We start from the raw sequence: 24,600 nt of genomic DNA on the forward strand, positions 1-24,600 counted from the left end.
AGCAAAGTAAATGAAATAAATAGAAATTTAACCATTCTCACCAATTCTGGAAATTACGTTTTTATGGCTTTGGCTGTATCATGAAGTTCATTTCGGCACGATTTTGGGCTTTTGGCGTTTTCTTTTCAACAGGCCGTTGATCGGCTAGACAGGCATGAAACTAATGCCCGCCGTTTTCCCGGTGGTGCTGGGTGCTACGAGGATCAAATTGCAAGTCACATCTGGAAAATCATCGGCAGCACTGATGCTGGCTCTCGGTCTTTCCCTTTCCACCGCTCTTCCCGGCAGCGCCGGCGCGGTGACGCTGATGGATCTTCTGCGCGGCGGACCGGGCAAGATCGCGCGTGATCGCGGCGAGTTGCCACCGGCCGGCATCGTCACGTCGCCATCCGGCTCCAGATCAGGCGCTGGTCAGAGTGCTGATGCTTCCGATCCCGAGCCTTTGCCCCGCGTTTCCGGCCCTCGCTATTATGACTACAAGGCGGATACGGCCCGCGCGGTAAATACCGCGAATTTCGGCGAAGGCCTTGCCAATCTGAAGTTCAGCGCCACGCCTGAAATCGCCAAGGCACTCGAAGCTTACTATGGCGCTGGCGGCAAGACGTTGTGGGTATCCGGCGGCGAACTGACCGAGCGTGCCAACGCCGCCATCGCTTTCCTGGAGACGGTTGGCGATAGCGGTCTCGATCCCGCCGATTACAGCATTTCCGCACCGGCAAAGGACGTGACGGCCAGTATCAGCAGCAATGTTGCCGGCACGACATCGAACGGTACGCCGGTCGAGACGGCCTCGGCGCCTGTTTCCGATGCCTATCAGCGGGCGCAGATGCAGTTCGAGCTGGCGCTTTCAGCAAAAATTCTCGCCTACGTGCAGGATACGACCCGTGGCCGCGTCGATCCAAACCGGCTTTCCGGTTACCATGATTTCAAGCGCAAGACGGTGAACCTCGCTCCTGTGCTGAAGCTTGCTGGCCTGAGCCCCGATGTGGCCGCTTATCTGCGCAGCCGCGAGCCTTCCAGCGCTGAGTATCAGGCGCTGAAGGCAGAGCTTGCCCGCCTGCGTGGCGAGGGCGATGCCGCCCACGTCGTGCGTGTTCCTGCCGATCTGGTGCTGAAGCCCGGTAACAGCAGCGCGGATATGGCCAGCGTCGTCAAAGCCATCGAACATCGCGCGTCGCCGGCTTTCAAGGCGGAACATGCGGCGATCATTTCGGGTTACCAGCAGACGCCGGATTATACGCCTGATCTCGTTGATCTCGTGAAGGCGTTCCAGAGCGAAAATGGCTTGAAGGCCGACGGCGTCATCGGTCGTGCGACCGTACGCGCCATGGTCGGCGAAAGCAACGATACCAAGATCGCCAAGGTGCAGGTGGCGATGGAGCAGATCCGCTGGTTGCCGGCAGATCTCGGCCAGCGTTACGTCTTCATCAACCAGCCCGCCTTCATGGCTTATTATCACAATGATGGCGTCGAGCAGTTCGGCATGAAGGTCGTGGTCGGCTCCAAGGCCAACCAGACCTATTTCTTCCAAGACGAGATTCAGACCGTCGAGTTTAATCCCTATTGGGGCGTGCCGCAGTCGATCATCATCAACGAGATGCTGCCGAAGCTGCGCCGTGACCCGTCCTATCTCGACCGGCTGGGTTACGAAGTGCAGGTGAACGGCCGTGCCGTCTCGTCCTCCAGCGTCAACTGGTATGGCTCGACCAATGCCGTTTCCGTGCGCCAGCCGCCGAGCAGCGACAATGCGCTGGGCGACCTGAAAATCCTCTTCCCGAACGCGCATGCGATTTACATGCATGACACGCCGGCAAAGAGCTTCTTCAACCGCGACATGCGGGCTCTGAGCCATGGCTGTATCCGTCTGGTGGAGCCGCGCCGCATGGCGGCTGCCGTTCTCGGCACCACCATCGACAAGGTCAACGAGCAGATCGCTTCCGGCAAGAACCGCGCCGTGCAGGTGCCGGTGAAAATCCCTGTTTACGTTTCCTACTTCACGGCGTGGCCAGACAAGGACGGCAAGGTGCAGTTCTTCGACGATGTCTATGATCGCGACAGTTACGTGCAGAAGGCCTTTGCGGTGACGACGAAGGCGAGAGCCGCTTCGATCTGATTGATCGCACCGAGAAAAAAGCGCCGGAAACGGCGCTTTTTTCGTTTGGAGGTGGGGGCCGAGCTTCGTCTTTCCGTGACACAGGTGCAGTGCGCTTATGTCATGGACCACAAAGAAGCCTAGTCCGGCCCGGGCCAAATACCCTGCCGTCGTCCTCGGGCTTGTCCCGAGGATCTGCCTACGCTCTGATTTTGTCGAGGTGGTTAGATCCTCGGGACAAGCCCGAGGATGACGGCGAAGCGAAGTGCGCACGCTTCTGCCTCAGTTTCGTTATCATGCACAGACTTAAACTGAACGGCATTTCTAGAGCACCGCGTGACGGAAGAGAGGTCAGGACACTCAAGCCGCCGCAGCGCCCCTGGCAATCAGCTTCGCGAACAAATCAGGTGTCAGGGCGTCGAAATCATCGATGACGACATCGGGCGCGAGCTCGGCCATCGGCACGTCGGTGTAACCGAAGGTGACGCCGATGGAGGGCACGTTGGCGTTTTTCGCGGCGAGGATGTCGTTGATGCTGTCGCCGACCATGACCGTGCGCCTGATATCGCCGCCGGCCTTTTCAATAGTACCGAGAATATGGCGTGCATCCGGCTTGCGGAATTCGAAAGTGTCACCGCAGGTGATCGCGGCGAAATAGTGGGTCAGACCGAGTTTTTCGAGCAGCGGTACAGCGAGGACTGCGGTCTTGTTGGTGCAGACGGCAAGCGTGATGCCGGCTTTGGAAAGCGCATCCAGCGTGTTGATGATGCCGGGGTAAGGGCGGCTTTTGCCGGGCATTTCAGCGCGATAGTGCGTGATGAAGCGTTCGTAGAGCGGATCGACGTCGGCCTCCGGCAGCTCTGTTTCACGAAGGGCAAAGGCCCGCTTGATCATGACCCGTGCGCCCTGGCCGACGAGATGCGTCAGGTCGTCATAGGTGACGGGCGCAAGCCCGGCTGTGGCAATGGTATGGTTGAGGCTCGAGACGAGGTCGGCGGCGGTGTCGACCAGCGTACCGTCGAGATCAAAAATGGCGAGCGGGGAGAGCGGGCGGGATGTCACGGAAACGGCCTCTTGGAGAATGCGGGTTCTGAGGTATTCATGCTTTCATTTGCGCCAAGCCTAGGCAAAGCCACCTGTCTTTGCAACCGCATCACAACGTTCTGTTCGTTGCCTTGAAAAAGGCTTTCGTTTGGCTTTCGACCCGTGTAAACAGCACGGCGACAACAAAGCTACCGGAGTTTCAGGCACATGGATGCCCGCCAGATGAAGATCAAGGCCGCCGAGGCCGCATTGTCCCATGTGCAGGACGGTATGCGGCTGGGTATCGGTACCGGTTCGACGGCCGAGGAATTCGTCCGTCTTCTGGCCGAGAAGGTTGCTGCCGGCCTGAAGGTCGAGGGCGTGCCCACGTCCGAGCGCACCGCGCGCCTGTGCGTCGAGCTTGGCGTGCCGCTGAAATCCCTCGATGAATTGCCGGAACTGGATCTCACCATTGACGGTGCGGACGAGGTGGATCATGCGCTGCGTCTCGTCAAGGGTGGCGGTGGCGCGCTTCTGCGCGAAAAGATCGTGGCGGCTGCATCCGGTCGCATGATCGTCATCGCGGACCAGAGCAAGGTCGTCGAAACGTTGGGCGCCTTTCCGCTTCCCATCGAAATCAATCCCTTCGGCCAGGTGGCGACGCGTATCGCCATCGAAAAGCTGGCGGCGCGATCGGGTCTTTCGGGCACACTGACAATGCGTTCATCCGGCGACGGCGTCTTCATGACGGACGGCGGGCACCTGATCCTCGACGCATCTTTTGGCCGTATTCCTGATGCAGAAGCACTGGCACGCGAGCTGAACACTATCCCCGGTGTTGTCGAGCACGGACTTTTCATCAATTTGGCATCGCTTGCCATTATCGCGGGTCCTGAAGGCGCCCGCGTGATGCAGGCAGTATAACAGGAGCGAGATTTTCATGATCAAATTGGCGGGACTCGGCAAAGCTGCCGCTGCTTCGATCCTCATTTCCGGCATCGTGTTCGGTACTGCCGCACGCGCCCAGGAAATTTCCGAAGCGCATATTGCTGCCGCACGCAAGGCGATCGCCTCTCTGGGCGTCACCGACCGTTTTGACGACATTCTGCCCGGTCTGGCGGAGCGTCTGAAGGGCGAACTCATTCAGGCTTCGCCGAACGTTCAGGACGCCATCACCACGACGGTTGACGCCAAGGCGCTCGAGCTTGCACCGCGCCGTGCCGATCTGGAACGCGAAGCGGCACTCACCTATGCACGCGCCTTCAGCGTTGACGAGCTGAATGCCATTTCCACCTTCTACAGCAGCGAAGCTGGCAAGAAGCTCCTGAAGGACGGCCCGATCGCCACGCGCGAGCTGATGAAGGCTGCCGACATCTGGGCTGCGGGCATCAACCGCGATCTCAACGCCGCCAGCATGACGGAACTCCAGAAGGTAGCCGGCGCCGATCTGAAGCCGCTTCCGGCTGACCACAACGCGACCGGTGGCGCGCCTGCAGCCAAGCCGTAAGGCAACCTTCAAAGGTTCAGAAATATTCAAAGCCCGGCCGCAAGACCGGGCTTTTCATTTGTGCGTCGCAGCACCTATATGTGGCGTGGACAGGCCGCTGGCCCATATCGAGGTCATGGCGGTTTTGAGCAGGGGTTTTGACTATGACAGCTTATCACTACGATCTCTTCGTCATCGGTGGCGGTTCCGGCGGTGTGCGCAGCGGCCGCGTGGCGGCCTCGCTCGGCAAGCGCGTGGGCATTGCTGAAGAATACCGTTATGGCGGCACCTGCGTCATTCGAGGTTGCGTGCCCAAGAAGCTGTTCGTTTATGCCTCGCAATTCCCCGAGCATTTCGAGGATGCCGAAGGTTTCGGCTGGAGCGTCGGCGAGCGCCGTTTCGACTGGAAGAAGCTGATCGCGGCGAAGGACAAGGAAATCACCCGTCTCGAAGGGCTCTACCGCAAGGGGCTGGAGAACGCCAAGGCGGATATTTTCGACAGCCACGCCGAGCTGGTCGATGCTCATACCGTTAAGCTTACGAAGACCGGCGAGACCTTCACGGCCGAGCGTATTGTCATTGCCGTCGGTGGCACACCGAATGAGCACAAGGCGCTGCCCGGCCATGAACTGACGATCTCCTCCAACGAGGCCTTCGACCTGGAAGAACTGCCGAAATCGATCCTGATTGCCGGCGGCGGTTATATCGCCGTGGAATTCGCCAATATCTTTCATGGGCTCGGTGTGGAAACGACGCTGATCTATCGCGGCAAGGAAATCCTGTCGCGCTTCGATCACGACATGCGCAGGGGCCTGCATGAAGCGATGGAGGAAAAGGGCATCCGCATCATTCTCGAAGATGTGATCGAGGAGGTCAGCGAGGATGGTGCTGGCGGTTTCGTGGCGCGCACCAAGCAGGGTAGCTCGCTGCACGTCGGTCTGGTGATGCTGGCGCTTGGCCGCGATCCCAATACTAAGGGGCTGGGGCTGGAAAATGCCGGTGTGAAGGTGGATTCCCGGGGCGCGATCATCGTTGACGATTATTCGCGGACCAACGTGCCAAGCATCTTCGCGCTGGGCGACGTCACCGACCGGGTACAGCTGACGCCGGTGGCGATCCACGAGGCCATGTGCTTCATCGAGACCGAATACAAGAACAACCCCACCAAGCCGGATCACGAGCTGATCGCGACGGCAGTGTTCTCGCAGCCGGAAATCGGCACGGTTGGTCTTTCGGAAGAGGAAGCGGGCAAGAAATATTCGGAGCTGGAAGTCTATCGCGCGCAGTTCCGCCCGATGAAGGCGACGCTTTCCGGCCGTCAGGAGAAGACGATCATGAAGCTGATCGTCAATGCCGGCGACCGCAAGGTTGTCGGCGTCCATATTCTCGGCCACGAGGCGGGCGAGATGGCACAGCTTCTCGGTATCACGTTGAAAGCCGGTTGCACCAAGGATGACTTCGACCGCACCATGGCGGTTCATCCGACGGCGGCAGAGGAGCTGGTGACGATGTATTCCCCGAGCTACCGCTTGGTGAATGGCGAGCGCGTGTAACGCCATCGCAAACGCAATACGACATTTGCCTGCCACCGCCTGAAAATCGATGGTTTTTGGGCGGTGGTGGGTTTCTTAAATCGTTTGAATTGAGTTTTATTCGTGTTGAGCGCCCAAAACGGGCGGAATGGGCCTGTTAGCCCTGACATCGGCTATGCAAAGCCTGTGCTTGGAGCTATAAGCCGCTCAATTTTTCGAGGCGGTCGTGCAAAAGTGCGCGGGCGAAAAAAGGGTAAGAACATGGCACAGAATTGGACCCCCGGCAGCTGGCGGCAGAAACCGATCCAGCAGGTTCCCGAATATCCTGATGCGGCAGCACTTGCTGCTACGGAAGCCACGCTTGCGACCTATCCGCCGCTGGTTTTTGCCGGTGAAGCCCGCCGCCTGAAGAAACAGCTTGCCAATGTGGCGGAAGGCAACGCCTTCCTGCTGCAGGGCGGCGATTGCGCCGAAAGCTTCCTCGAGCATGGTGCAGACAACATCCGCGACTTCTTCCGTGCCTTCCTGCAGATGGCCGTGGTGCTGACCTATGGCGCGCAGCTGCCCGTTGTGAAGGTGGGACGCATTGCCGGCCAGTTCGCCAAGCCGCGCTCTTCCAACGTGGAAGTTCAGGATGGCGTGACGCTGCCGTCCTACCGCGGTGACATCATCAACGGCATAGAATTCAATGAAGCCTCGCGCATTCCGAGCCCGGAGCGGCAGCTCGACGCCTATCGCCAGTCGGCAGCGACGCTGAACCTGCTGCGCGCTTTCGCCATGGGTGGTTACGCCAACCTGGAAAACGTTCACCAGTGGATGCTCGGCTTCATCAAGGACAGCCCGCAGGCGGATCGTTACCGCAAGCTGGCTGACCGCATTTCCGAAACCATGGACTTCATGAAGGCGATCGGCATCAGCGCGGACAGCAATCCGAGCCTGCGCGAGACCGATTTCTTCACCAGCCATGAGGCGCTGCTGCTCGGTTACGAAGAGGCGCTGACCCGCGTCGATTCGACATCCGGCGACTGGTACGCGACATCAGGACACATGCTGTGGATCGGCGACCGTACGCGCCAGCTCGACCATGCGCATGTGGAATACTTCCGGGGCATCAAGAACCCGATCGGCCTGAAGTGTGGCCCGTCTCTGACGCCCGACAATCTGATTGGGCTAATCGATGCGCTGAACCCGGCCAACGAGGCCGGCCGTCTGACGCTGATCTGCCGTTTCGGCCATGACAAGGTGGCAGACAGCCTGCCGAAGCTCATTCGTGCAGTTGAGAAGGAAGGCCGCAAGGTCGTCTGGTCCTGTGATCCTATGCATGGCAACACGATCACGCTCAACCACTACAAGACGCGTCCGTTCGAGCGCATTCTGTCGGAAGTCGAAAGCTTCTTCCAGATCCATCGCGCCGAAGGCACGCATCCGGGCGGCATCCACATCGAGATGACCGGCAAGGACGTGACGGAATGCACGGGTGGCGCGCGCGCCGTGACAGCGGATTCGCTGTCCGACCGTTACCACACCCATTGCGATCCGCGCCTCAACGCCGATCAGGCGCTGGAACTGGCGTTCCTGCTGTCCGAACGCATGAAGAGCGGTCGTGACGAGAAGCGTCTGGCAATCGCCAACGCCTGATTCAAGCAACGGACTGCATAAAGCAAAAAAGCCGCCGGGAGACCTTCCGGCGGCTTTTTCGTGCGTGGTGCTGATTATTGCACCAGCGCGGGCTGCTGACAGCGGACATCCGTGACGCGCACATCGGCTTCGCCGATCTTGACGCCGAGAACCAGGAGCACGTTGTAGAGCAGCTGATCGACGGGAGCCGTGACCGCCGCAAGGGTATTGGCAAGCGCTGTCTGGATGCCTGCGAGGCCACCCAAATCAAGGTTGATGAAGAGAAGCCGGATATCGAGATTGAGGTTCTTCAGCAGCGAACTGACAAGAGTGGTAACGGTGTCCTTGGTCGAAACGCTCTTGATCTTGGCCTGTGTGATCTCCGACTGCGTGAAGGTCAGCTTGGTCTTCGTCATATTGGTGGCGTTGATGAGGGCGCTGCCATTGATGGCAAGCAGCGCCGAATCCACGATCGCCGCCTTGGTGACACGCGGGTCCTTGCCGAAATTGGCAAAGGCCGAAGTATCGACATTGCCGAGCGCGATTTCCGCAACGCCGGGAACGACTTCCACATCCACCGTGCCCTGTCCGCCGCCGGTGCATCTGATATCGGCAAGCCGCGCTTCGGCATGGGCGACTTCCACATAGAGCGGAATATTGACCTTCAGACCGGCGATGGCCTGAAGCCCGTCCACCACGACGCTGACCGCCAGCCGGGTCTGTGCGGTGCGGACGATAGTGCCCGGGCTGCCAACGGCGAGAGACGGCGTTTCGACAGGCGGTTCACCGATGGCGAGCGTTGCCTTGACCGAGGCGAGACCGAGAAGGTTGGCGTTGATATTGAGCCCTAGCTGGTTGCCGCCATTACCTGCAACGGCCGCAGCATTGATGAGATCGAATACGCCGGCTGTCACCTTGAGGTTTTCACCCGTACCGATCAGCTTGTCGGAGAAGGGGCCGAGGTTGAGGATTTCCTCAAGCTTGATCTTGACGTTGCTCTTGTTGACGGTTTTTTGAAGCGTGTTCAAAACGTTGACGACCACCGGCTGCAGGCCTGTGGTTTTCGTCAACACCTCAAGAAATTTGCCGTAGCTGATCTCCGTCTGCAGAACATCCTTGTAGGTGCCGGCGGTGAGGTTGAGATCGACTGCAAGCGCATCGACGATTTTGAGCGCATTGACGTCGGCGGCGACAAGGGCCTGATAGTCCATGAGTTTCAGCGATACGGTCGTGCCGAGCAGGCCGCCGAGCAGGCTGTTGAGAATTCCCTCGTCCAGACTGGCAAGCCGTGATCCGACCGAAAATGCCGCGATCTTCTGGGACGACGCCGTTCCGACCGCCGAGACCTTGGGCGGCTTGGTGAAGGCGGAGGCGAAGAATATCTGCCCCTGCTCGACGATGTTCACCTTTATCGCATTGGTGGGCAGGGCGTTATCAACGAAACGCTGGCCGACCGGCACGGTCGCATCCGGCTCGTAGTGACCCTTGATGATTTCGGCGTAACCCTTGCTGCTGGCGAATTCATTCTGGGGATCGAAGGGTTCCAGCCCCTTGGCGGTCAACAGGCCCTTGTCGGTCTTCACCCCGAGATCCATGCCATTGAGGGCGAAATATTGCTGGACCGCCTTTTCGGCATCGGTGGCATTGGCGGCCGCAGAGATGGCCGCGAGATCTGCGGTCTGCTGCAATTGCCGTTTCTGCAATGTCAGGTAACCGTAGTCGACGCCCAGCGCCAATATGCCGATGAAAAGCGGTGCGGTGAGGCCCGCAGAGATTGCGATGTTGCCCGTCTTATCCTTGAGGATGCGGGGAAGCAGGGAAGGAATGGTCCGCATGTCATGCTCCTCCGATCCGGATGGTGGAAAAACGCCGAATGACCGGCTCGGGCATGGTGTAGCTGTAGAGGCTCCAGATCGGCAGGTTGCTGGCGTCGTATTCCACCTTCACCGTGAACTGGTTGGCATTGGCGGGGTCGGTGGCGACATTGACGGTGAAACGCGTCTTGTCCATGAAGGCGTAGCTGAGGTCACTTTTGGTGACGAAATCGCGGGCAAGCTGCTGGCGCTCGTTGGTGTTGAGGCCGGCAACGGCTGTTCTCGCTGCGTCGGCGGCAATCTGCTGCACCGAATAGGCCGCCATCAGATAGATGCCGTAGGCAATCATGGTGAGAAGGACGAGAAAGAAGATCGGCGCGACAATGGCGAACTCGACAGCGTTCGAGCCGGACCGATCGCGAAGGAAACGCACTGCATTACGCATAAAGCACCCCCGTTCCTCAAGGCATCAAGGTTCGACGCCTTGTTTTATTATTTTCGGAAATGCTAATTTATAGGCGTTAATTTTTTATTGATGCCGCCCTTATGGGTTGCAGGCGCGTTAAAAAATTCGCGTCACCACCAGCTGATTTTCAAATAAGCCGAAGCCCTTTGAAGCTGGCGTGGCCGTCCTTGCCGATGATGATGTGATCGTGGACGGTAATGCCGAGCGGCTTTGCCGTATCGATGATCGTTTTGGTCATCTCGATATCGGCCCGCGAAGGCGTGGGGTCTCCACTTGGGTGATTGTGGATTAAAATCAAAGCCGTAGAGGATAATTCAAGGGCGCGCCGGACAATTTCGCGCGGGTAGACCGGGGTATGATCCACGGTTCCCTGACCCTGTACCTCATCGGCGATCAGGACATTGCGCTTGTCGAGGAAGAGAATGCGAAACTGTTCACGCGTCTCGTGGGCCATGGCGGCATGGCAATAGTCGATGACCGACGACCAGGAGCCGAGAACCTGCTTGTTGCGGATTTCGCTTTTCAGCATACGCTGGGAAACGGACGCGACGAGCTTCAGGTCCAGCGCGACGGCCTCGCCAACGCCTTTCACCTCCTGCAGCAGTGCCACAGGGGCGCCGAGAACCCCGCCAAGCGTTCCGAAGCGGGCAAGGAGGGCTTTGGCGATGGGTTTGGTATCGCGCCGCGGGATCAGCCGGAACAACAGAAGCTCCAGCAATTCGTAATCGGCCAGCGCGGCATCCCCGCCATCGCGGTAGCGCGCCCGCAACCGGTCGCGGTGACCGTGATAGTGAGCGGCATCCGTTTCCTGTTCCGCAACGGTTGCGGTGCGCTCGGTCTTCTTCGGCGCGCTTCGCGGTTCTGCGAAAAAGCCGCGCTCGTCCGCCACGTCGAACAGATCGCCTTCGCCTGCCTCAAAGCCTGACGTCGTAGAAAGATCGGCGGACGGCGGGGCGGGGCGTTTTGCCATTGATGGTCTGGCCTTATGCGAGTGGCGGCAGGCCCGGGCGATCAAAGCCGCCCGGTGACAGCGTGAAGATTTCGCAGCCGGTGGCGGTGACGCCAACGGCATGTTCATATTGTGCGGAGAGAGAACGATCACGCGTCACCGCGGTCCAGCCATCGGAAAGCACCTTCACATGCGGCTTGCCGAGATTGATCATCGGCTCGATGGTGAAAATCATGCCTTCGCGAATTTCCGGGCCTTCATTCGGCTGGCCGTAATGCAGGATGTTCGGCGTATCGTGGAACAGGCGTCCGACGCCATGGCCACAGAAATCACGCACGACAGAGCAGCGCTCGGCTTCCGCATAGGCCTGGATCGCTGCGCCGATTGCTCCGGTGCGCGCACCGGGCTTCACCGCCGCAATACCGCGCATCAGGCATTCATAGGTTACTTCCATCAGACGTTCGGCCGCGCGCTTGATCTGGCCGACCGGGTACATGCGGCTCGAATCGCCGTGCCAACCGTCCAGCACATAGGTGACGTCGATATTGACGATATCGCCGTCGCGCAGCGGCTTTTCGTCCGGAATACCGTGGCAGACCACATGGTTGATCGAGGTGCAGACGGATTTGGTATAACCGCGGTAATTCAGCGTCGCCGGCAGCGCGCCGTGGTCGGCACCGAATTCAAAGACGAAGCGGTCGATGGCGTCGGTCGTCACACCCGGCTTGACGATGGCCGCCAGTTCATCGAGGCAACGCGCTGTCAGCTGACACGCCTTGCGCATGCCGTCGAAATCCTCAGGCGTATAAAGGCGGATGACGCCCGTATTCTTGAGGGGGGCGGAGGCTGCGTCGATATAGGTGACCATCATAGTGCTTTCTGTCTCTTCACGTCCCTGTTCATAAAACAGCCGGACGCCATTCGTCCATCTTAACCGTTCCGCTGACCGAAATTTGTGTCGGGGAGACCGCGCATTTCACCGCATAGGCCTCCACGCCGCGCGCCATTGCCCGCTGAAAGGCCAGTGCATAGACCGGATCGAGATCATCACAGATACGCATCCGATCGCAATCGCCCCGCTGGATGAGATAGAGCATCACGGAGCGGTAACCGGCTTCCGCCGCGTCACCCAATTCCTCCAGATGTTTCGCGCCGCGTTTGGTGGCGGTATCGGGAAACTCGGCAAGACCCTTCTCGCGCATGAAGTGCACGTTCTTCACTTCCACATAGGCGTCCGGCCTGCCGGGTTCCGAAAGCAGGAAATCGATGCGGGAGTTGCGGCCGTATTTCTGTTCGCGCCGGATCGTCGAATAGCCGCCCAGTTTCGGGATGCGGCCGTTGATTATGGCTTCCTCTGCCAGCCGGTTCGGCATGCCGGTATTGATGCCGACCATGGTGCCATCGGCCTCGATCATTTCAAACATGTGCCGGTATTTACGGGTCGGGCTGTCATGTTCCGAGAGCCAGATGCGGGAACCCGGCGTCGTCAGCCCGCGCATCGAGCCGGTATTGGGGCAGGAGCCGGTGATCGCCGTGCCGTCTTCCAGAATGGCATCGAAGAGGAAGCGCTTGTAGCGGGAGATGAGCGTGGCGGGGGTAAGCGGGGGTGTGAAGAGCATATGGCCTGAAAAATGTTTGGTGAAGGAGTTGGTCAGGACAGGACATAGGTTCCCGGCGCATCGCCGAGCACCGGGCGCTTGCCGTCTTCCGGCTTACGCGCCGTCACTTTTTCGGCGTTCTGGCTCGCGATCCAGTTCTGCCAGTGCACCCACCACGAACCCTTGTGGGGCGTGGCGGCGGTCTGCCAGGCATCGAAGTCTCCTGACGGTGACGGCCCCGTCCAATATTGGTATTTCTCAAGCTGCGGCGGATTGACGACGCCGGCAATGTGGCCGGATGCGCCAAGCACGAATTCCACTGGCCCGCCGAACAGCGAAGCCCCCGCAAAGACCGATTTCGCCGGCGCGATATGGTCGTCACGGGTGGCGAGATCATAGACGGGGATTTTGATGTCGCCGAGATTGATGCGCTTGCCGCCAACACGCAGCAGCCCGCGAGCGAGATTGTTCTCAAGATAACAATTGCGCAGATAGAACGAATGGCTGGCGGCTGTCACCCGGGTCGAATCGGAATTCCAGTAGAGCAGATCAAAGGGCAGGGGCTCGGTGCCGCGCAGGTAATTATCGACCATGTAGGGCCAGATGAGATCGGATGCGCGCAGCATGTTGAAGACGGTCGCCATGATAGAGCCATCGAGATAACCGACCGCCTGCATGTGCTTGTCCAGAGCCGCCAGCTGGCCTTCATCGATGAAGACCTTGAGGTCGCCGGCGTGGATGAAATCTGTCTGGGCGGCCAGCAGCGTGGCGCTGCGGATGCGCTCATTGCCTTCCTGCGCATGCAGCGCCAGTGCCGAGGATAAAAGCGTGCCGCCGACGCAATAGCCGATGGCGTTGATGTCCTTCTCACCGGTCCGTTCCTTGATGGTATCAAGCGCAAAGTCGATGCCCTCGCGGATGTAATCGTCCCAGCCCTTTTCTGCCAGACGGGCATCCGGGTTGATCCAGGAGACCATGAACACGCTGTGGCCCTGTTCCAGGCACCAGCCGACGAAGGATTTTTGCGGATTGAGATCGAGAATATAGAATTTGTTGATCCAGGGCGGCACGATCAGCAGCGGCCGTTTGAAGACCTTTTCCGTCGTTGGCGCATAATGGATGATTTCGCAGAGCGGGCTTCTCGCCACGACCTTCCCAGGCGTGACGGCAATATTCTGGCCGATGACGAATTTGCTGTAATCGGTCTGGCGCAGTTTCAGATGGCCATTGCCAGCCGCCACATCCTCGGCCAGCTGCGCCATGCCCTTGACAAGATTGGCGCCGCTGGAGGCCACCGTCTCGCGGAAGACCTGCGGGTTGGTGAAGACGAAATTGGCCGGCGAAAGCGCCTCCGTCACCTGCCGCATGTAAAACAGCGCTTTGGTGCGGGTATGCTCATCCAGCCCATCGGCTTCCGTCACCATGCGGTCGGCGAAACCGACTGTCGTCTGGTAGGCTTTGAGCAGAAAATCGAAGAATGGATTGGCCTGCCAGTCGGCATCGGCAAAACGTTTGCTTTTGCGCTGTGCAGGACCGCTTTCGGCCGGCCTCTCCGAGGACGAATCGGCCTCACCGGAAAATTGCGCCACCGATTTTGACCACAGATCGTAATAGCTCGAAAGCAGATGGGTTTGTGCTTCCAGAGACCGCTTCGGTTCGGCCATCCAGTATTCGGCGACATCGGAGAGCGTCTTGACGAGATCGGTCACCGGATCGGCGCTTGCCTGCGGTATTTCACCGCGCTCGCGTGGTGCCAGCCATTCGGAGGCGGCCTTGCCGAGATTCTCGAGCGCGCGGGCGATGTTGATCGCGAATGTTTCGGGATCGCGGATCAGGTAAGCCTCGGCGGAACTGGCGTCGAAGCCGGGCGTTTTGCGACCCTTTTTCCCCGCCCCGCCGTCAACACCTGCCATGCACGATCCTCCACCAAATTTGTGTTTGCACATTCTGCATGAAAACGAATACAAGTTCCACCAGCAAGGGGAGGCCGCCAGGGGCCGAACCGCAGTCGAATTCGATATCGGCAGATATCCTTACAGGCGGAACATGACGATGGGCAAGCACATGGGCACATGGGGAACATATGCGGAAAATGCGGCAAGAATCGCTGTGCTTTCGCTCTCCGGCGTGATGCTCGCCACGACACTTGCCGCCTGCAAGGCCCCGGAGCCGATCGTCGCTCCCGCCCATATGCGCCGCCCGACGACCGAAATCGTCGGTCCGCGCCCGGTCAGCGACACGGCGGTGAGCCAGAAGCGCGACACCGGCACCTATCCGACCTTCTCGCAGCCGCTGACGGCGGCTGGCACCCAGATGGGTGAGGATGAGGCTTCGACCATGGAATCAAACCTTTCGCGTCTCGGCGCTGCCCGGAAAAACGGCCAGATTTCCGAAGCGGAATATAATCGCCGGGTTGCCGAATTGCGGGCGCTTGCCGAAAACCAGAAACCGGTTGCGACGCCTGCTGCTTCGCAGTGAGATCATGTCGCGCATTTTGCGCGATATAAGGTTTGATATGGAGCGAGCTCACGCCCCTTGTTCTTCTCCCCGCCGGGGAGAAGTCCGCGGCAGCGGGATGAGGGGCAAGCTCTCCGAAATCCTGCAACGTGCCCCCCTCATCCGACCCTTCGGGCCACCTTCTCCCCGGCGGGGAGAAGAAACTCGCGGCGGCGCCGAGTTCTGCAACAGTGGCATTTGTGGGCGTAGCGTCATGCGGGCATGACATCATAACCCCTTCTTTACCCTGCCTCTGAACCTTCCGCTTACCCAAGATGTTAAGCGGATGGATGCGGTTTGCCGGCTATGATGCGGGCATAACAAACAGGCCGCTTAAAAAAAGCGGGGCACAGGGTGAAATATCATGAAATGCATCGCCGCTTTGCTGGTTCTTGCCGGTTTTGCGCTCGCACCCGCTCAGGCGCGGGCGCCACATATCTATTTCGGCACTCCCGCTCTTATGGGGCGGTGATAGGGTAATCTCGTCAGTCGTTGCCGGCGGCTTCGCTCAGCGTGTCGAGATCAGGCACGGTAATGTGGCGGTTGTTCTCGATGCGGATAATGCCTTCCTTGCGCAGCTTGGTCATTTGCCGGCTAACTGTCTCGATGGTGAGCCCAAGAAAATCGGCGATATCGGCGCGTGACAGCGGCAGGTCGAAAGCCGATTTGTCATCTTTTTCCGGATCGATATGGGTGGCGATCATATAAAGAAAGCTTGCAACTTTTTCGAGCGCCGATTTGCGTCCCAGCGTCAGCATCCAGTCGCGCGCCTCGTCCAGTTCCTTTAGCGACTGGTTGTGAAGCTTGCGTTCCATGTCAGGCACTTCGGAGACCATGCGGTCTACGACGCGGCGCGGGAAGAGACAAATCTCCACATCGGTTGCGGCTTCGGCGGTCATCTTGCTTTCCGCCATGAACGGGCGGCCGAGAAAATCGGGAGCGAATTGCAGACCGACGATCTGCTGGCGGCCATCCGACATCATTTTCGACAGCTTCACCACGCCGTTGAGGATATTGCCGTAGGAGGTGACGAGTTCGCCCTGACCGAGAAGCTCATTCCCTGCCTCCAGTTTTTTACGGCTGGAGTGACGGTTGAGGTCGCAGAGCTGCTGCGGTGTCAGCGTGCTGCAAAGACCGCCGTGACGCGCCTCGCAGGAGCGGCATACAACGGGATATTCCGAATTGTGGATGGTCTTCTGCAGCGTGTCCATAAGCCTTTTCCAATGCTGGCTTTTTAAAGGACGATTACGACCGTGGGTATAAGTTTCGGTCTCTGTGAAGGCTTGCGCCGTGTAGCCGTCGCCCCCGCGTCTACTTTAGCAAGAACTTATGGCGCAATTTGATTGAAGTCAAAGTTGCAAACTGTCGCAGCCGTTACTGAAAGAGAGGAAATCGACATTTTCTTGATAAAAGGCAAATCGGGCGATGAATACCGAACTTCTTCACAAATATTCGGGTGCAGTGCCGCGTTACACGAGCTATCCGACCGCGCCGCACTTCCACGAGGGAATCGATAATGGCACCTATCGCGGCTGGCTCGGCGCACTCGGTCACAGGAATCGCCTTTCGCTTTACCTGCATATTCCCTATTGCGACCGGCTGTGCTGGTTCTGCGCCTGTCATACCAAGCACACGCTGAAATACGAGCCGATTGCCGTTTATCTTGAGGCACTTAAGCAGGAGATTGCTGCGGTTGGTGCGCTTGTTTCGCCTGATGCTGTCGTGAGTGCGGTGCATTTCGGCGGCGGTTCGCCCACCATGCTGAAACCGGAGGATATGGTGAGCCTGATGGACTGTCTGCGGCGTCATTTCACCTTCGGGCTGGCACCCGAAATCAGCGTCGAGATGGACCCCAATGATCTGGACGACAGCCGCTATGATGCGCTTGCGGCCATCGGCATGTCGCGGGCAAGCCTCGGCGTGCAGGACTTCGATGACAAAGTGCAAAAAACCATCAACCGCATCCAGTCTTTCGAACAGACGAAATCTGTCGTGGATGCGGTGCGCGCGAGGGGCGTTCACTCGGTCAATTGCGACATTCTTTATGGGTTGCCATTTCAGACCTGCGTGACGTTGGAAAAAACGGTCAACCAGATTGTGTCGCTCGATCCTGATCGCATCGCGCTTTTCGGTTATGCGCATGTTCCGTGGATGAAAAAACATCAGTCGATGATCCCCGAGCAGGCGCTGCCGGATATTGCCGAGCGCTACCGCCAGATGACCCTGGCGAGCGACATGCTCCAGCGGGCCGGTTACAGGCAGATCGGCCTCGATCATTTCGCCAAGCCGTCCGATACCCTGTGCCATGCGGCGGAAGCCGGCGCTTTGCGGCGGAATTTCCAGGGCTATACGACCGATACCGCCGACGCGTTGATTGGGCTCGGTGCATCCTCGATTGGCAGGTTGCCGCAGGGCTATGTGCAGAACATGGTGGCGACGGGCGAATATCAGCGCATGGCAGGTGAGGGCGGGCTTGCCGCCGTCAAGGGGATTGAATTGTCGCCGGACGATCATCTGCGCTCGCATGTCATCGAAAGACTGATGTGCGATTTTTCGATCGATCTTTCCGAATTGCAGCACCGTTTCGGCAAGGTAAGCCACTCCGTCATGGATCAGGCGCAGCGGTTTGCCGCAGGTGACAGGGACGGCGTTGTGCGCCTGGACGCCGATATTTTTGCCGTAACCGAGGCTGGAAAGCCGTTTGTACGTAACATTGCGGCAATCTTCGATACCTATCTCGGCAATGGGCGTGGTCGCCATTCGGTTGCTGTTTAGGCAACAGTTTTGGGGCAAATTTCAAAGTTACGTCACGAAACCATTGGCTTTTTTGTGCGACTTGCCTATGTGGTGCGTCAGAAAGAATAATTCATACGAACGACAATAAGGATTATGGGCGTGACAGCTACATTCGACAAGGTTGCCGACATTATCGCCGAAACCAGCGAAATCGACCGCGAAACCATTACGCCGGAGAGCCACACGATCGACGATCTGGGCATCGACAGCCTCGACTTTCTGGATATCGTTTTCGCGATCGACAAGGAATTCGGCATCAAGATCCCGCTTGAGCAGTGGACGCAGGAAGTCAACGAAGGCAAGGTTTCCACTGAAGAATACTTCGTGCTGAAGAACCTCTGTGCCAAGATCGACGAATTGCGCGCAGCCAGGGGCTGAGACGAAGATGCCCGCTTCAGGCGGGCATTTCTTTTTAAAGCCCGCCGTCATGGCGGGTTAAACCGACCAGAGACGGGCCGGACGGATGCTGCTTGAATATTTTCAGATGATCGACAAGGTCGAAGCCGTGGACATGGCGACGCGCACGTTGAAGGCGCGGTCCGTCGTTCCCGACAAGAGCCCTGTTTTTGAGGGCCACTTTCCCGGCATGCCGCTGGTTCCGGGTGTGCTCTTGATCGAGACCATGGCGCAGGCCTCCGGCATGATGGTTCTGGCCTTTAGCGATTTTGCGTCCATGCCGTTCCTGATGTCGGTCGATGGCGCCAAGATGCGCACCTTCGTGGAGCCCGGCGCTGTTCTCGACATCGAGGCCGTGCTGGAACATGACGGTTCGGGCTTTGCCGTTACCAAGGCGAAGATCACCAGCGGTGGCAAGAAGGTCTGCGACGCGCAGCTGAAGTTGCGCACCATGCCGTTCAGCGACATCCCGCTTGGGCCTATCGTCAAGAAGCGGGCCGAGGAAGTCGGCCTGATGGCGGCGATTGCCGCGGATGCGCAGAAATAAGCGTTTTTGCCCGTCTGAAAGACGAGCGTTTTTTCCTCGACCCGGTTTTGAAGCACGAAAATCGTGGGCTCGCGACGGCGGATCGGGCCTTCACCATTGCCAATCCGCATCGCGCGCTTTATTCCGCAACGCATGAAGTGGTTGTTCGCAACCGCCGTGGATAGCCGTGACCGTTTCGGCGGGGCCGGCTGCAAAGGATGACAGACGATGAAATCTGACAATGATGTGGTGATAACAGGGGTCGGCATCGTGACCTGTCACGGCGTTGGCAGCCAGGCGCATCTGGCGCTTCTTTCTGGAGCCGCCGCGCCGGCGACGATTGTCGAGACCGAAAAATTCAAGCCCTATCCAGTCCATCCCATGCCGGAGATCGACTGGTCGGCCCAGATCGCCAAGCGCGGCGACCAGCGCCAGATGGAAAACTGGCAGCGTCTCGGCGTTTTTGCCGCCGGTCTTGCACTTGATGATGCCGGCTTGAAGGAAAATGCCGAAGCCTGCGCCACCATGGACATGATCGTTGCCGCCGGCGGCGGTGAGCGCGACATCAATGTCGATACGCTGATCGTTGACGAGGCTTTGAAGCGCAACGACCGAGAAAAGCTGCTGAACGAAAAGCTGACGACGGAACTGCGCCCGACGCTGTTTCTCGCGCAGCTTTCCAACCTGATGGCCGGCAATATCTCCATCGTGCACAAGGTCACCGGGTCTTCCCGCACCTTTATGGGTGAGGAAGCGGCCGGCATTTCCGCCGTCGAAACCGCTTTTCATCGTATTCGTTCGGGCGAATCGAGCCACGCCCTCGTGGGCGGCGCCTTCTCCGCTGAGCGTCCAGACATGATCCTGCTTTTCGAAGCCATCGGCGCACACGCGCAGGGTGGCTGGCAGCCGCTGTGGTCGCGTGGCGACCAGGACGGCGGCGGCATGATTTCTGGTTCGCTCGGCGCCTTCCTCGTGCTGGAATCACGCAAGCATGCCAGCGAACGTGGGGCGCGTATCTATGCCCGCATCGACGCCATCGAGGGTGACCGCGGCAGCCGCGACGACGGCAAGATGGAAAAGCGCATGGAGCGTTTGCTGGCCCCGGCCAAGGACAGCGCTACGACCGTCGTATTTTCCGGTGCAAGCGGTTATGACGATGTCACGACCCGCGAGAAGGATATTCTCGAAAAGGCGCTGCCAAAGGCTGCCATTCGCGGTTTTGGCGGTATCACCGGCCACGGACTTGAAGCGCAGTTTCCGCTCGGGCTGGCCCTGGCCGCGCTCACGCTTGAAAGCGGCGCAAAGGTTCCTACCTTCGACGCGGCTGCGGAAAAGCCAATGGGCGAGGCGGCTACCGAGGCCGTTGTCACCACCGTCGGTCATGTGCGCGGCGAAGGTGTCGCCGTTCTGTCCCGCGACGTTTGAGGAGAAAAGACCATGGCTTCCAACTTCAGGGATCATCTCGGTCGCCCGATCGTCGCTGTTACCGGCATGGGCATCATCACCTCGCTTGGGCAGGGACTTCAAGACAACTGGGCGGCGCTGACGTCAGGCAAATCCGGCATTCACAAGATCACCCGTTTCCCGACTGAAGGGCTTTCGACCAGGATCAGCGGCACGGTGGATTTCATCGATATTCCGGTTCCGAATTCCGTCGAACGTTCCTATGCCTTCGCGCGCGAAACCACCATCGAAGCGCTGGCGGAGGCCGGCATCTCCGGTGACTTTGACGGTCCCCTATTTCTCGCAGCGCCGCCGATCGAGCCGGAATGGAGCGCCCGTTTCGAACTCGCCGACAGGTCTCCGCCGGCCTCCCAGCCGGGTGACGCCTATGAGCGTTTTCTGACGGCCTTCCGCCAGCGGCCCGATCCGGCATTCCAGGAGGCAGCACTTTTCGGTGCGATTTCCGAACGCCTTTCCGATCGTTTCGGTACGCGCGGCCTGCCGGTCACGCTGTCGACCGCCTGTGCATCCGGAGCGACCGCGATCCAGCTTGGCGTCGAGGCCATCCGTCAGGGCCGCACCGAACGGGCTTTGACGGTCGCGACCGATGGTTCCGTGAGCGCCGAAGCGCTGATCCGCTTCTCGCTTCTCTCGGCGCTTTCGACCCAGAACGACCCGCCGGAAAAGGCTTCCAAGCCGTTCAGCAAGGATCGCGATGGTTTCGTGATCGCCGAAGGTGCCGCAACTCTGGTGCTGGAATCGCTCGAAGCCGCCGTTGCACGCGGCGCCAAGGTGCTGGGCATCATCAAGGGTGCAGGGGAAAAGGCTGACAGTTTCCACCGTACGCGCTCTTCGCCCGATGGCGGCCCGGCGATTGCGACGATCCGTGCGGCACTGGCCGATGCGGGCGTGGCCGAAAGCGATATCGGTTATATCAACGCCCACGGCACCTCGACGCCTGAGAACGACAAGATGGAATATGGCTCCATGCTCGCCGTCTTCGGCGAAGGCCTGAAGAACATTCCGCTGTCGTCCAACAAGTCGATGATCGGTCATACGCTGACCGCCGCAGGTGCCGTGGAAGCGGTGTTCTCTCTGCAGACCATGCTGACCGGCACGCTGCCGCCGACGATCAACTACAACAATCCCGATCCGACCATCACGCTCGACGTGGTGCCGAATGTGAAGCGGGATGCTGAGGTGGGTGCGGTTCTGTCGAACTCCTTCGGGTTTGGCGGGCAGAATGCAAGCCTTGTCATGACGCGGGAACCGGCTTAACCGGTTCGTTACAACAGGGGCGTTTCCGAATGACTTGCGGAAACGCGCCCGTTTCTTTGATTTCGCATTCCAGCCGCAAAACCGTTACAGAGTTTTGCTGGAATGATTTTAGATAACGCCTTCGGGCGAAGGACTGATATATGCGCGCTCTTCAACTCGTCGACGACCGGAAGCTCGAAAAAGTGGACCTGCCCGAACCGGACGCTCCGGGCCCGGGCGAGGTGACGCTGCGCGTCAAGGCCGTGGCGCTCAACCATATCGACGTGTGGGGCTGGCGCGGCATGGCTTTTGCCAAACGCAAGATGCCGCTCACCATCGGTGCCGAGGCCTCGGGCGTTGTCGAGGCCATTGGTCCCGGCGTTTCGAACGTGCTGCCGGGCCAGCTCGTCTCGGTCTATGGTGCGCGTACCTGCGGGCTTTGCAAGCCCTGCCGCGAAGGCCGTGACAATCTGTGCGAACATGTTCAGGGCGTTCACGGTTTCCATCTTGATGGTTTCGCGCAGGAAAAGATGAATATTCCCGCCCGTCAGCTCGTGCCGGCACCGCATGGCATCGACGCCGTTGCCGCTGCCTTGGCACCAGTGACGTTCGGTACCGTCGAGCACATGCTGTTCGACAATGCCAAGCTTGAGCCTGGCGAAACCATTCTCATCCATGCCGGCGGTTCCGGCATCGGCACGGCGGCGATCCAGCTTGCCAAGAAGATGGGCTGCACCGTCATCACGACAGTCGGTTCCGATGATAAGATCGAACGGGCGAAGGCGCTCGGCGCCGATCATGTCATCAACTATCGCACTGACCGTTTCGAAGGCGTCGTGCGCAAGCTGACGAAAAAGAAGGGTGTCGACGTCGTGTTCGAGCACGTCGGCAAGGACACCTTTGTCGCTTCGATGTTCTCGCTGAAGCGCGGCGGCCGCCTTGTCACCTGCGGCTCCACATCGGGTGTCTCCACCGAAATCAATCTGATGATGCTGTTCCAGCAGCAGCTGAAACTGCTCGGCTCCTTTGGTTGCCGCATGGAAAACATGGCCAACGCCATGCAGAAAATGGCGCGCGGCATCGTTCATCCCGTTATCGATACCGAAGTGACCTTCGACGACATCGACCGGGCGCTGGAGCGCATGGAGACACGCCAGGTGTTCGGCAAAATCGTGCTGCGGATGGACTGAGCATCTTGAAGCTTTTCCTGACACGGATTGTCCTGAAACTGGACCACTTCCGGCAGTGGCTGATCGCGACACTCGCCTTTGGTCTCCTCAACCTGCTGAAGCTCTTTCCCGCCGATGCGGGCATTCGCGCCGCCGACCGGCTGGCGCGCTGGGTGGGGCCGAAAACCGGCCGCCACAAGCTGATGCTTTACAATCTGGCCCGCGCCTTTCCGGAAAAATCCGAAGAGGAGCGGCTGGCAATCGCCATGGACAGCTGGGCCAATATGGGCAGGCTCGCGGCGGAATATGTGTTTCTCGACCGGCTGTTCGATTTCGATCCGGAAAAAAATGACCCGGGCCGTATCGAGGTCGAGGGCATTCCGACCTTCCTCGAGTTGCGCGACAACCCGCGACCGTTCATCGTCTTCACCGCCCATAGCGGCAATTTCGAGCTCTTGCCGGTTGCCGGGTCGGCTTTTGGTCTGGATGTGACGGTATTGTTCCGTCCGCCGAACAATCCTTTCGTGGCCGACAAGGTATTCAATTTCCGCAAGGAGCGCATGGGCAATCTCGTGCCCTCGCATGCCGGTTCCTCCTTCGCGTTGGCGCGGCAGCTGGAAAAGGGCGGTGGTGTCGGCGTACTCGTCGACCAGAAATTCGGCAAGGGCCTGACGACGAAGTTCTTCGGCCTTGAAGTGCGCACCAATCCCTTGCTTGCCAAGCTGGTGCGGCAGTTCAACTGCGATGTCTATCCTGCCCGTTGCGTGCGTCTTCCCGACAATCGCTACAGGCTGGAAATAGAGCCCAAGGTTGAAATTCCGCGCGATGAAAAGGGCAACGTCGACATTCAGGCGACGGCACAGCTGCTGAACGACAAGGTGGAAAGCTGGGTGCGCGAATACCCCGGACAATGGCTGTGGTATCACGACCGATGGGACGTGAAGCACCAGATTTAAGGTGATTGCCGTGCGGTCGGATCTTGTACAATTTTTACGATATTCGGCCAGAGCGTGAGGCGTTTCAATATTTTTCCGTGGTAGCGGAACCTCATTTTTCGTTCATGGATTATCGAAATTGAAAAATTGGCTGCTGTTGTGGTATTTTGGACAACAATCCCCGTGGCGTTCCTGCGTTTCGTTACGTCATTTTTAAGCGCAAAGACGCTATAATCAGGGGGCAAAGGGTTAATCCGTTCGCATTGGGAACCGGGTTATGCCCGTTCAGGGAGATTTGGGTTGAAAGATTTGATTGAGTTGTTCTGGCTGCGCTATACGGAACTGCAATCTGCCGTTGGTAAAAACGAAGCCGACAAGATTGCCGTGCTGGAGCGTGAACTGGAACAGCTCCTCGAGCGGGTTGTCGGACGCAAGACAGAAAATTCCGAAGATATCCGCGAGCAGTTCCGTTTCGCCATCGACCTCCTCAACCACGAGGCGGAGGATCTGGGCTGCGTGCAGCGCAACTCCGAGCTTCTGCGGACACTCGTTGATCGTTACGTCGGCATGCCTTCGAAGGCTAAAGTCGTTGGTGACGAGGACGAGGACACGCTGGAGTGGCATCATCGCCACTTGATCCTCGATGAAGACATGCTGAACGATCTGGACGATCCCGTCGTGATCGTTACACCCGGTTATCGCGTTTCGTTCGCCAATTCTCTCGACGCATTTCAGCGCAATGCGCCGGAAGGGCTTGTGGGTTGCCATATTGCGGAACTGGTGGGCGTTCACCGTTTCCAGAACGACCTCAGGGACAAGCTGGATAATTGTTTCAAGGGCGATACGTCGAAGTATACCTACGCGGAAGACCAGAACGGCCGCACGATCGTGAAATCGTTGGAAATGTCGCCGTGTTATTCATCTGCCTACAAGCTTGTCGGCGCCATGGTCGTCATCCGCGAAATCGAGGACCGCAGACGTCGCGCGACGGCATGATGTTATACG

The 24,600-nt window shown here is 59.0% G+C and carries 22 protein-coding genes; 14 read left to right on the plus strand and 8 right to left on the minus strand.

What is annotated here, in order from left to right; all coding sequences use genetic code 11:
* The first annotated feature begins 244 nt into the window (after window positions 1–244).
* Window positions 245–2,113 (plus strand): murein L,D-transpeptidase, encoded by a 1,869-nt coding sequence (locus ACFVTJ_RS04715; protein ID WP_386905285.1) that lies wholly within the window; start codon window positions 245–247, stop codon window positions 2,111–2,113.
* A 339-nt stretch (window positions 2,114–2,452) separates the two neighbouring features.
* Here the strand turns inward: ACFVTJ_RS04715 and ACFVTJ_RS04720 are convergent, their stop codons facing one another.
* Window positions 2,453–3,154, minus strand: a complete 702-nt coding sequence (locus ACFVTJ_RS04720; protein ID WP_386905019.1) for an HAD family hydrolase — start codon at window positions 3,152–3,154, stop codon at window positions 2,453–2,455.
* Between the two features lie 189 nt (window positions 3,155–3,343).
* Here ACFVTJ_RS04720 and rpiA point away from each other — a divergent pair, with 189 nt between their 5' ends.
* The 4 genes from rpiA (at window position 3,344) to ACFVTJ_RS04740 (ending at window position 7,771) form a co-directional block, all read left to right on the plus strand.
* Window positions 3,344–4,039: a ribose-5-phosphate isomerase RpiA gene (rpiA, locus tag ACFVTJ_RS04725; protein ID WP_386905021.1), complete on the plus strand. Its 696-nt coding sequence runs from the start codon at window positions 3,344–3,346 to the stop codon at window positions 4,037–4,039.
* Between the two features lie 16 nt (window positions 4,040–4,055).
* Window positions 4,056–4,622, plus strand: coding sequence for a DUF2059 domain-containing protein (locus tag ACFVTJ_RS04730; RefSeq protein WP_386905023.1), 567 nt, complete (start codon window positions 4,056–4,058; stop codon window positions 4,620–4,622).
* Window positions 4,623–4,765: 143 nt separating this feature from the next.
* On the plus strand, window positions 4,766–6,154 hold the full coding sequence (gene gor, locus ACFVTJ_RS04735; RefSeq protein WP_386905025.1) for a glutathione-disulfide reductase: 1,389 nt from the start codon (window positions 4,766–4,768) through the stop codon (window positions 6,152–6,154).
* 240 nt (window positions 6,155–6,394) lie between these two features.
* Entirely contained in the window at window positions 6,395–7,771 is a 1,377-nt protein-coding gene (locus ACFVTJ_RS04740) for a class II 3-deoxy-7-phosphoheptulonate synthase (protein WP_386905027.1), read from the plus strand.
* 74 nt (window positions 7,772–7,845) lie between these two features.
* Here ACFVTJ_RS04740 and ACFVTJ_RS04745 read toward each other — a convergent pair whose 3' ends face one another.
* The 6 genes from ACFVTJ_RS04745 to ACFVTJ_RS04770 form a co-directional block, all read right to left on the minus strand.
* The gene (locus ACFVTJ_RS04745; RefSeq protein ID WP_386905029.1) at window positions 7,846–9,585 is read right to left on the minus strand and encodes a TadG family pilus assembly protein; all 1,740 of its coding nucleotides are present in this window, start codon (window positions 9,583–9,585) and stop codon (window positions 7,846–7,848) included.
* 1 nt (window position 9,586) lies between these two features.
* Window positions 9,587–10,009 carry a TadE/TadG family type IV pilus assembly protein gene (locus ACFVTJ_RS04750; RefSeq protein WP_386905030.1) on the minus strand — a complete coding sequence of 141 codons (423 nt, stop codon included), beginning with the start codon at window positions 10,007–10,009 and terminating at the stop codon, window positions 9,587–9,589.
* Window positions 10,010–10,157: 148 nt separating this feature from the next.
* The gene (gene radC, locus ACFVTJ_RS04755; RefSeq protein ID WP_386905032.1) at window positions 10,158–11,000 is read right to left on the minus strand and encodes a DNA repair protein RadC; all 843 of its coding nucleotides are present in this window, start codon (window positions 10,998–11,000) and stop codon (window positions 10,158–10,160) included.
* A 13-nt stretch (window positions 11,001–11,013) separates the two neighbouring features.
* Window positions 11,014–11,847 carry a type I methionyl aminopeptidase gene (gene map / locus ACFVTJ_RS04760; protein WP_386905287.1) on the minus strand — a complete coding sequence of 278 codons (834 nt, stop codon included), beginning with the start codon at window positions 11,845–11,847 and terminating at the stop codon, window positions 11,014–11,016.
* 31 nt (window positions 11,848–11,878) lie between these two features.
* Window positions 11,879–12,598 (minus strand): DNA/RNA nuclease SfsA, encoded by a 720-nt coding sequence (sfsA, locus tag ACFVTJ_RS04765; RefSeq protein WP_386905034.1) that lies wholly within the window; start codon window positions 12,596–12,598, stop codon window positions 11,879–11,881.
* A 32-nt stretch (window positions 12,599–12,630) separates the two neighbouring features.
* Window positions 12,631–14,490 carry a PHA/PHB synthase family protein gene (locus ACFVTJ_RS04770; protein WP_386905036.1) on the minus strand — a complete coding sequence of 620 codons (1,860 nt, stop codon included), beginning with the start codon at window positions 14,488–14,490 and terminating at the stop codon, window positions 12,631–12,633.
* Window positions 14,491–14,629: 139 nt separating this feature from the next.
* Between ACFVTJ_RS04770 and ACFVTJ_RS04775 the strand changes: the two genes are divergently transcribed.
* Entirely contained in the window at window positions 14,630–15,055 is a 426-nt protein-coding gene (locus ACFVTJ_RS04775; RefSeq protein ID WP_386905038.1) for a hypothetical protein, read from the plus strand.
* A 503-nt stretch (window positions 15,056–15,558) separates the two neighbouring features.
* Here ACFVTJ_RS04775 and fnrN read toward each other — a convergent pair.
* Complete coding sequence (gene fnrN / locus ACFVTJ_RS04780) at window positions 15,559–16,284, minus strand: transcriptional regulator FnrN (protein WP_386905039.1); 726 nt, start codon at window positions 16,282–16,284, stop codon at window positions 15,559–15,561.
* Window positions 16,285–16,498: 214 nt separating this feature from the next.
* Between fnrN and hemN the strand changes: the two genes are divergently transcribed.
* The 8 genes from hemN to ACFVTJ_RS04820 all read left to right on the plus strand — a co-directional run bounded on the left by hemN (window position 16,499) and on the right by ACFVTJ_RS04820 (window position 24,591).
* Window positions 16,499–17,848, plus strand: a complete 1,350-nt coding sequence (gene hemN, locus ACFVTJ_RS04785) for an oxygen-independent coproporphyrinogen III oxidase (protein WP_386905041.1) — start codon at window positions 16,499–16,501, stop codon at window positions 17,846–17,848.
* Window positions 17,849–17,962: 114 nt separating this feature from the next.
* Window positions 17,963–18,247, plus strand: a complete 285-nt coding sequence (locus ACFVTJ_RS04790) for an acyl carrier protein (protein ID WP_386905043.1) — start codon at window positions 17,963–17,965, stop codon at window positions 18,245–18,247.
* Window positions 18,248–18,332: 85 nt separating this feature from the next.
* The gene (locus ACFVTJ_RS04795) at window positions 18,333–18,812 is read left to right on the plus strand and encodes a 3-hydroxyacyl-ACP dehydratase FabZ family protein (RefSeq protein ID WP_386905045.1); all 480 of its coding nucleotides are present in this window, start codon (window positions 18,333–18,335) and stop codon (window positions 18,810–18,812) included.
* Window positions 18,813–19,019: 207 nt separating this feature from the next.
* A complete protein-coding gene (locus ACFVTJ_RS04800; protein ID WP_386905047.1) occupies window positions 19,020–20,216 on the plus strand; it encodes a beta-ketoacyl-ACP synthase in 1,197 nt (398 codons plus the stop codon).
* 12 nt (window positions 20,217–20,228) lie between these two features.
* A complete protein-coding gene (locus ACFVTJ_RS04805; RefSeq protein ID WP_386905049.1) occupies window positions 20,229–21,512 on the plus strand; it encodes a beta-ketoacyl-ACP synthase in 1,284 nt (427 codons plus the stop codon).
* 140 nt (window positions 21,513–21,652) lie between these two features.
* Window positions 21,653–22,681, plus strand: a complete 1,029-nt coding sequence (locus ACFVTJ_RS04810) for a zinc-binding dehydrogenase (RefSeq protein WP_077982233.1) — start codon at window positions 21,653–21,655, stop codon at window positions 22,679–22,681.
* A gap of 5 nt (window positions 22,682–22,686) precedes the next feature.
* Window positions 22,687–23,616, plus strand: coding sequence for a lipid A biosynthesis lauroyl acyltransferase (locus ACFVTJ_RS04815; RefSeq protein ID WP_386905051.1), 930 nt, complete (start codon window positions 22,687–22,689; stop codon window positions 23,614–23,616).
* 279 nt (window positions 23,617–23,895) lie between these two features.
* Window positions 23,896–24,591 carry a hypothetical protein gene (locus ACFVTJ_RS04820; protein WP_035240634.1) on the plus strand — a complete coding sequence of 232 codons (696 nt, stop codon included), beginning with the start codon at window positions 23,896–23,898 and terminating at the stop codon, window positions 24,589–24,591.
* Window positions 24,592–24,600: the final 9 nt, after the last annotated feature.

The sequence above is a fragment of the Agrobacterium sp. NPDC058088 genome (assembly GCF_042885035.1).
Taxonomy (GTDB): domain Bacteria; phylum Pseudomonadota; class Alphaproteobacteria; order Rhizobiales; family Rhizobiaceae; genus Agrobacterium.